The organism is Paraburkholderia sp. BCC1885 (genome assembly GCF_900996235.1).
GTDB lineage: Bacteria > Pseudomonadota > Gammaproteobacteria > Burkholderiales > Burkholderiaceae > Paraburkholderia.
In genome coordinates this window covers 1-453 of record NZ_CAAJGM010000152.1, presented here as the reverse complement: position 1 = coordinate 453, position 453 = coordinate 1, and the positions used below count along the sequence as shown (strand labels likewise).

The window sequence follows — 453 nt, the reverse complement described above, 5'->3', positions numbered from 1 at the left end:
CGCCGCCGCCGCGAGCGACGTGCGCGGGGCGAGTCCAATGGCGGACACCACCAGGTCCGCGTCGATCGGCTCGCCTTCGCTGAAACTCAGCCGGTAACTATCCGACGAACGGTCGATACGATTCACGCTGCGGCCCGGATGAAAACGGATGCCGCCATTGCCGAGCGCACGCGCAAAAATCTCGCCGATCTGCTCCGGCAGCAGACGGTTGAGCGGTGTCTGCGCCGGATCGATCAGATGCACCGCGTAACCGGCGGCGGCGAGGTCGTTGGCGAACTCGCAACCGATCAGCCCGGCGCCCAGAATCGCCACCGAGCGGCAGCGCGTCAGTGCAAGCCTGAAGCGCGCGTAGTCGTCGAGATCGTTGATCGACAGGACGTCGGCGGCACCGTCGCCTTCCAGTCGCAAGCGGCGTGGGTCGGCGCCGGTCGCCAGCACCAGTCTGCTGTAACC

The 453-nt window shown here is 67.1% G+C and carries 1 protein-coding gene; it reads right to left on the bottom strand.

The genetic code is table 11. The features are described from left to right. On the bottom strand, positions 1 to 453 hold a 453-nt coding region (locus FQ755_RS14990; RefSeq protein WP_186308534.1), incomplete at both ends, for an FAD-dependent oxidoreductase.